The organism is Veillonella sp. Ser01 (assembly GCF_053850375.1).
This window is the reverse complement of record NZ_JBSPUA010000003.1, coordinates 281,296-288,171: the sequence shown is the minus strand read 5'-3', so window position 1 is coordinate 288,171 and position 6,876 is coordinate 281,296. Positions and strand designations below refer to the sequence as shown.

The window sequence follows — 6,876 nt, the reverse complement described above, 5'->3', positions numbered from 1 at the left end:
TATGCTTATTTTTTTGCAAAAAAATAATGTTGGAAGTGACACCGTAGTGGTGTCACCCCAACATTTATTATAGAGCCTATAAAGATAGGATACCCTCTTTTATTTAATTTCCGAACATTATGTCCATTAATCTATATTTGTTATTGATTAGTGAGTACCACTTTCAAAAGCAGCTTTCAACTCACCTACAGCTTCAGGTACATAATCTACAATAGAAGACATCAATGCGTACATCAATGCAGGTTCAAACGCATCATCACCACACATATATACGCAGTCTAAATATAGACTAGAGTCTTGTTCATCAATATATAGTTTATAATTTTTGTATGTCGCATTATCACGGTTGATTAAAGCATTCAAGGCATTCATATTTTGTGCAGTTACCTTTTCAGGGCCCAACACCAAACGAATAACACTGTAAATACTGTTATCAAGAATGACAAATAACGGCATATCCCACAACGGGGATTTAATGTAAGAACGGTATACAACAGTACCGTCTTCATCATCAAAATCCTTACGTTCAAAGGATGTGATTTCTTCGTCTTTTAAAAACTTATCAAATAATAACGCTTTAGGATTCATAACAACCTCTATTAAGCTAAACCAGCTACTTTAAGAATGCCTTTATGCACAGCATCTAAGTGTGGTTGAACAACTTCAAGCAATAAATTAACTACTACTGTAGGATCAAACTGTTCTGTCAAACCAGGAACAGATACATCCATATAGATGTTATTGTCTTCATTGCTTACATAGTATTTAGATACTTTATAATCTTGATTCAATGTGTTAAGTTCTTTTAACACTGCAGGAATCACTTTTTCATCAATAGATGTTGTTGTGATAGCTATACGAGCATAGGAGAATGCAGAATCATCCACAACGATGAATACAGGCAAGCTATGCTCATGAACATCCAAACGGCCGTGATAAACGACTGTATGAAGATCATCTGTCATTTCTTCCTTTGTAAACCAAGAGTTACCACCTTTGTTTAGGTCAGCGATGAGTAAGTCGAATTTTTCTGCTTTTTGATTCATAATTCCCTCTACAAATAATCAGACTATTAGTCTTCGATAAATACACAACCATTGTCTTTAAATTCTTTAATACGAACTAAAGACTCTACACGATAACCTGCATGTTCAAGGCGTTCGCGACCAGGTTGGAATGATTTTTCGATAGCAATAGCCATACCTACCACTTCATCACCTGCGTCTTCTACCAATTTAGCAAGGCCCATAGCCGCCTCACCAGATGCCAAGAAGTCATCGATGATTAACACTTTTTCACCAGCTGGCAAGAATTTTTTAGAAATAGTAATATCGTAGTTTTCTTCTTTTGTGTAGGAGTACACCACACTATGATATACATCGTCTACCATAAGAATAGATTTTTTCTTACGCGCAAATACCAATGGCACATCAAGTTCAAGAGCAGCCATCAATGCCAATGCAATACCAGATGCTTCAATAGTAACAATACGTTGTACCCCTGCATCACGATAACGATCAGCAATTTCTTTACCAATTGCTTTAAACAATTGTGGATCGATTTGATGATTTAAAAAACCATCGACTTTTAGCACGCGATTATTGAGGACAATTCCCTCTTCACGAATGCGTTGTTTTAATAATTCCATGTGCTCTTACCTCCGCAGTATAACTATCTTTAAATTTTAACGTAAATAACCCCTTAGGGTCAACCTATATCAAGTAAAAGCCTTAACAATATGACTAATACAATAACTATCAAAGAGACTTAAAAACTTTCAACTCTGAATTATAAAATTCAACAGGTTTATAACAATATAATATAGCACAGATAAGACTAGTCTAAAATATAAAAAGACACACTTTCTGAAATCTCTCAAAAAGTGTGTCTTATAATTATAAGACCTTATCACGAGTGCTTTCACGATTAATAAGCAAGGATGTGAAGCGCGCAGCCCCTTCAGATTGAGGTACCAAACGAGAACGGACAAGTACAATATCACGGGTCGGTACAGGAATATCTGTATCGATACGCACGATGGAGCCTTCTTGCATCTTTTGTTGCACTACATGGTTAGGCAACATGGAAATGCCCATATTAATTTCTACAAGATCGAGCAATACATCGACGCTACCAAGTTCAAAACGAGGTTTACGGCATGCACCATGTGTTACTTCATCAAAGAAGGTACGGCTCGCAGAGCCCTTATGTAATAATAAAATAGGCTCGTTAAGTAAACGACCTTGATCAAAGAACCCTGCCCCTTTATAGTCAGGGCCACCAACAAATACATCTTGAATTGTAGCCAATGTAGTGACCTCTAATTGAGGATTATCACGCAAGCCTTCATAATCATTAACCACCGCTAACTGAGCCTCTTTATTGAGTACCAACTCTACGCAATCAGGGGATGGACGATTAATGATATGCAATCCGATTTCACTTTCTTGCAATTGCCATTTATGGAAATATGGTAATAAGAAATGGCGACATAATGTATCTGTAGCAGCAAGGTTTAAACTTTCATAAGCTTGGCTAACACGTTCTTGTAATTGAGTCACCCCATTATCAAGGATGGAGAACGCTTTAGCTACCGTATCGAACAATTCCTTACCTTCCGGCGTGAATCCTACAGATTTTGTAGTACGCACGAAAAGAGGCATATTGAGCTCCCCTTCTAATTGTTTAATGCTTTGACTGATGGCGGATTGAGACACACCTAATTCTTTTGCGGCACGAGAAAAGGATAAATATAAGCCTACCCCTAAAAAGGTTCTATATAAATCTGCAGATACTGCCATTTTATTCACCTCTGTTATATACTAATAGTAACGTCTTACTTTTAAATATACATATCATTTACCATATTATAATTATATACTCTCAATATATAATGAATATGTAGAAATCTTCATGAAATCCAGGTCCTATGACCTTCATGAACCTTTCATATTTATTAGTATTTCTAATCTTTTCATAAGTAAGATTATCTTTACTTATAAGTCTAGACCGACTATACTTAATTTGTCAATATCCCATAGGGAATTATATACATTACAGGAGGCTACAATGGCTATACAACGATTATTCGTAACAAAACGAGAATCTTTCAACCAAGAAGCACAACGCATGTTACACACCTTACAACAGGAATTATCTATGCCTGTTACAGGTGTTACCATTTATGAACGATATGATATTGAAAATTTAGATGCCAAAGATTTAGAAGCTGCAAAAAACTTAATTTTCTCCGAACCTCCTGTGGATACAGTATTAGAAGAAATTCCAGCTGTACAAGGTTTCATATTCGCTGTTGAATATGTACCAGGTCAATACGATCAGCGCGCCGATAGTGCTGACCAATGTATTTCTATGCTAACCCTTACATCTGGCCATGTTGTTCGCTGTGCCCGTGTATTCGCTATCGAAGGTACTTTCACAAAAGAACAAGAAAATGCCATCAAAGCATACTATATTAACCCCGTTGATTCCCGTGAAGCAAGCCTTGAATTACCTAACACTTTGGCTCTCAATTTAGAGGACCCAAAACCAGTGGCAACTATCGATGGCTTCACGACAATGAGCGATGATGAGTTAGAAGGACTTATCAAAAATTATGGTCTTGCTATGACATTAGCGGACCTGCAAATGATTAGACAACAATATGCAGAGGTAGAACACCGAGATCCTACGATTACAGAAATTCGCCTCTTCGATACATATTGGTCCGACCACTGCCGCCATACCACATTTATGACAGAGTTAACGGATATCTCTATCGAAGCTAATCGTTTCACAGGCCCTATTGAGGAAGCCCTCGAAGAATACATGGAAGGTCGTGCTGAGCTCTATACAACTAAGAAAAAAGCGCGTTCTCTCATGGACATGGCTACACTAGCCGTAAAAGAATTGCGTCATGCTGGTGGTTTAACAAATCTCGATGAATCCGATGAAATCAATGCATGTACTATCATCGTTCCTGTCGATGTAGACGGAAAGACTGAAGAATGGTTGTTATTATTCAAAAATGAAACTCACAACCACCCTACTGAAATCGAACCATTCGGCGGTGCGGCTACATGCTTAGGTGGTTGTATCCGCGATCCATTGAGCGGCCGCGCTTATGTATACCAAGCAATGCGCATCACTGGCTCTGGCGATCCACATACGAGCCTGGAAGATACATTAGAAGGTAAATTACCACAAAAGAAAATCACTCAAGAAGCAGCTCGTGGCTATTCCTCTTACGGCAACCAAATCGGTCTTGCTACAGGGGAAGTAAAAGAATATTACCATCCTGGCTACGTAGCAAAACGCATGGAAATTGGCGCTGTTATCGGTGCAGCTCCACGCAATCAAGTACGCCGTGAAACGCCTGTTGCTGGCGATGTTGTAGTGTTATTAGGTGGCAAAACTGGTCGCGATGGCTGTGGTGGTGCTACTGGCTCCTCTAAAGAGCACACAGTAGAATCTCTTTCCACATGTGGTGCAGAGGTACAAAAAGGCAACGCCCTTACAGAACGTAAAATTCAACGCCTCTTCCGTCGCAGTGAAGTGACTACACTCATCAAACGTTGTAATGACTTTGGCGCTGGCGGTGTATCCGTTGCTATTGGCGAATTAACAGATGGCGTAACTATCAATCTTGATTTGGTGCCTAAAAAATACGCTGGCCTTGATGGTACAGAATTGGCCATCTCTGAATCCCAAGAGCGTATGGCCTGCGTTATCTCCGCTTCTGATGTAGATACATTCAAAGCCTATTGCGATGAAGAAAACTTAGAATGTACGGTTGTAGCAGATGTGACCGATACAAATCGCCTCATCATGAACTGGAATGGCGAAACAATCGTCGACATTAGCCGCGACTTCTTAAATACAAACGGCGCTAGCCAACAACAAGAGGTTATTGTAAAAGCTCCAACGGATCGTTCTTACTTCTTACGTGGTTCTTCTAGTGCAGATAACTTTAAAGAAAAATGGCTCGCAGCTGTATCCGATTTAAACGCTGCTTCCCAACAAGGCTTAGCAGAACGCTTTGACAGCACAGTTGGTGCAAATACTGTACTCATGCCATTCGGTGGCAAATTCCAAAAAACGCCTACTCAAGGCATGGTAGCAAAGTTACCTGTGCTAAACGGTGAAACTACCACTGCTAGTATCATGACACATGGCTTCGTACCAGAATTATCTGACTGGAGCCCATACCATGGCGCACAATATGCAGTACTATTATCTGTCGCTAAATTAGTGGCTCTCGGTGGTCGCCGTGAAGACGCATATTTAACATTACAAGAGTACTTTGAACGCCTTAACTCAAAAGAATCCTGGGGTAAACCTGTAGCTGCACTTCTCGGTGCCTATAAAGCTCAAAAAGAACTTGAAATTGGTGCTATTGGTGGCAAAGATTCTATGAGCGGTACGTTTATGGACCTTACAGTTCCTCCTACCCTCGTATCCTTTGCGGTTGGTACAGCCCATGTAGATAACATCGTAAGTCAAGACCTTAAAGGCGTAGACCATCGCCTCGTATTCTTCGATGTACCTCGCATGTACGATGACACTCCTGATTGGGATCGATTCAAAGAAAACTGTGATGTCTTACAAGAACAAATTGAAAAAGGTCGTGTTTACTCCGCTTATGTAGTTGACCAAGGTGGTATTCCTGAAGCAGTCACAAAAATGGCTCTTGGCAATAACATCGGTGTTAAATTCGATAAATATGCTGAACGAGGTATTTTCCAACCTGCTCTTGGTGCATTTATCGTAGAGGTAGACATTAAAGCTGTTAACTATCTCTTAGAGTTACCAGGTTTAAAAGTAATCGGTGTAACACAAGCAAATCCAGTTATTGAATGGGCGGATCAATCCATATCACTCAAGGAAATCCAAGCAACTTATGAAGCTCCACTCAACGATATCTTCCCTATACATGCTCCAAATGGATCTGGAGAAGCAGTAGCGTACATCCATGATCAACACGCTAAACCTCGCAGTACATCCTTAGGTGCCAAGCCTAAAGTTCTCATTCCCGTATTCCCTGGTACAAACTGCGAATTTGATGCGGCTCGTGCCTTCGAACGAGCTGGAGCCGAAACAGATATTGTAGTAATTCGAAACCAAACACCAGAACAATTAAAAGAATCTATCGACGTAATCAAAGCTAAATTAGTAGAAGCTCAAATTCTTATGTTCCCAGGTGGATTCAGTGCTGGTGACGAACCAGATGGTTCTGGTAAGTTCATGGCTACCCTCTTCCGCAACCCATACCTTGCAGAAGGCTTAGAAAATCTCTTGTATAAACAAGATGGTCTAGTTCTTGGTATTTGTAATGGTTTCCAAGCTCTTATCAAATTAGGCTTGTTGCCAGGTGGTCATATTGAAACATTAACGGCAGATCACCCTACATTGACGTATAATACAATTGGCCGTCACTTGTCTCGCATGGTCAATACAAAAGTTATTTCTACTAAATCCCCTTGGATGAGTGATGCTAAAGCAGGAGAAATCTACACTGTACCGATCTCTCACGGTGAAGGTCGCTTCATTGCATCCCCTCAACAAGTATTGGAATTCAATAAAACTGGTCAAATTGCTACACAATATGTAGACTTTGATGGTATTGCATCCATGGATAGCCGCTTCAACCCTAACCAATCTGTAGCTGCTATTGAAGGTATTTATAGTCCTGATGGTCGCGTATTTGGTAAAATGGCACACTCCGAACGCTGTGGTGTTGGTATTAGCAAAAATATTCCTGGCCAATTAGAAATGCCAATCTTTACATCTGGTGTAAAATACTTTAAATAATTTATGACTATTCTTCCATGTGAAAGCCTACTCCTTGGGGTAGGCTTTTCAATATTGATTTTTTTC

Annotated in this window: 5 protein-coding genes; 1 reads left to right on the top strand and 4 read right to left on the bottom strand. The window is 39.8% G+C overall.

Going from position 1 to position 6,876, the window contains the following annotated elements:
* Window positions 1-147: 147 nt before the first annotated feature.
* The 4 genes from ACWTVK_RS07630 to ACWTVK_RS07615 all read right to left on the bottom strand — a co-directional run bounded on the left by ACWTVK_RS07630 (window position 148) and on the right by ACWTVK_RS07615 (window position 2,801).
* Window positions 148-588, bottom strand: a complete 441-nt coding sequence (locus ACWTVK_RS07630; protein WP_105094718.1) for a hypothetical protein — start codon at window positions 586-588, stop codon at window positions 148-150.
* Window positions 589-599: 11 nt separating this feature from the next.
* The gene (locus tag ACWTVK_RS07625; RefSeq protein ID WP_024064651.1) at window positions 600-1,046 is read right to left on the bottom strand and encodes a hypothetical protein; all 447 of its coding nucleotides are present in this window, start codon (window positions 1,044-1,046) and stop codon (window positions 600-602) included.
* A gap of 26 nt (window positions 1,047-1,072) precedes the next feature.
* Entirely contained in the window at window positions 1,073-1,648 is a 576-nt protein-coding gene (locus ACWTVK_RS07620; protein ID WP_105085269.1) for a xanthine phosphoribosyltransferase, read from the bottom strand.
* A gap of 247 nt (window positions 1,649-1,895) precedes the next feature.
* Entirely contained in the window at window positions 1,896-2,801 is a 906-nt protein-coding gene (locus ACWTVK_RS07615) for a LysR family transcriptional regulator (protein WP_024064082.1), read from the bottom strand.
* A 268-nt stretch (window positions 2,802-3,069) separates the two neighbouring features.
* Here ACWTVK_RS07615 and ACWTVK_RS07610 point away from each other — a divergent pair, with 268 nt between their 5' ends.
* Window positions 3,070-6,810, top strand: a complete 3,741-nt coding sequence (locus ACWTVK_RS07610; RefSeq protein ID WP_456046464.1) for a phosphoribosylformylglycinamidine synthase — start codon at window positions 3,070-3,072, stop codon at window positions 6,808-6,810.
* Window positions 6,811-6,876: the final 66 nt, after the last annotated feature.

What these genes read in the sequence shown, in the direction of transcription:
- ACWTVK_RS07630 (WP_105094718.1), bottom strand. Translation starts at nt 588, where the DNA reads ATGAATCCTAAAGCGTTATTATTTGATAAGTTTTTAAAAGACGAAGAA.
- ACWTVK_RS07625 (WP_024064651.1), bottom strand. Translation starts at nt 1,046, where the DNA reads ATGAATCAAAAAGCAGAAAAATTCGACTTACTCATCGCTGACCTAAAC.
- ACWTVK_RS07620 (WP_105085269.1), bottom strand. Translation starts at nt 1,648, where the DNA reads ATGGAATTATTAAAACAACGCATTCGTGAAGAGGGAATTGTCCTCAAT.
- ACWTVK_RS07615 (WP_024064082.1), bottom strand. Translation starts at nt 2,801, where the DNA reads ATGGCAGTATCTGCAGATTTATATAGAACCTTTTTAGGGGTAGGCTTA.
- ACWTVK_RS07610 (WP_456046464.1), top strand. Translation starts at nt 3,070, where the DNA reads ATGGCTATACAACGATTATTCGTAACAAAACGAGAATCTTTCAACCAA.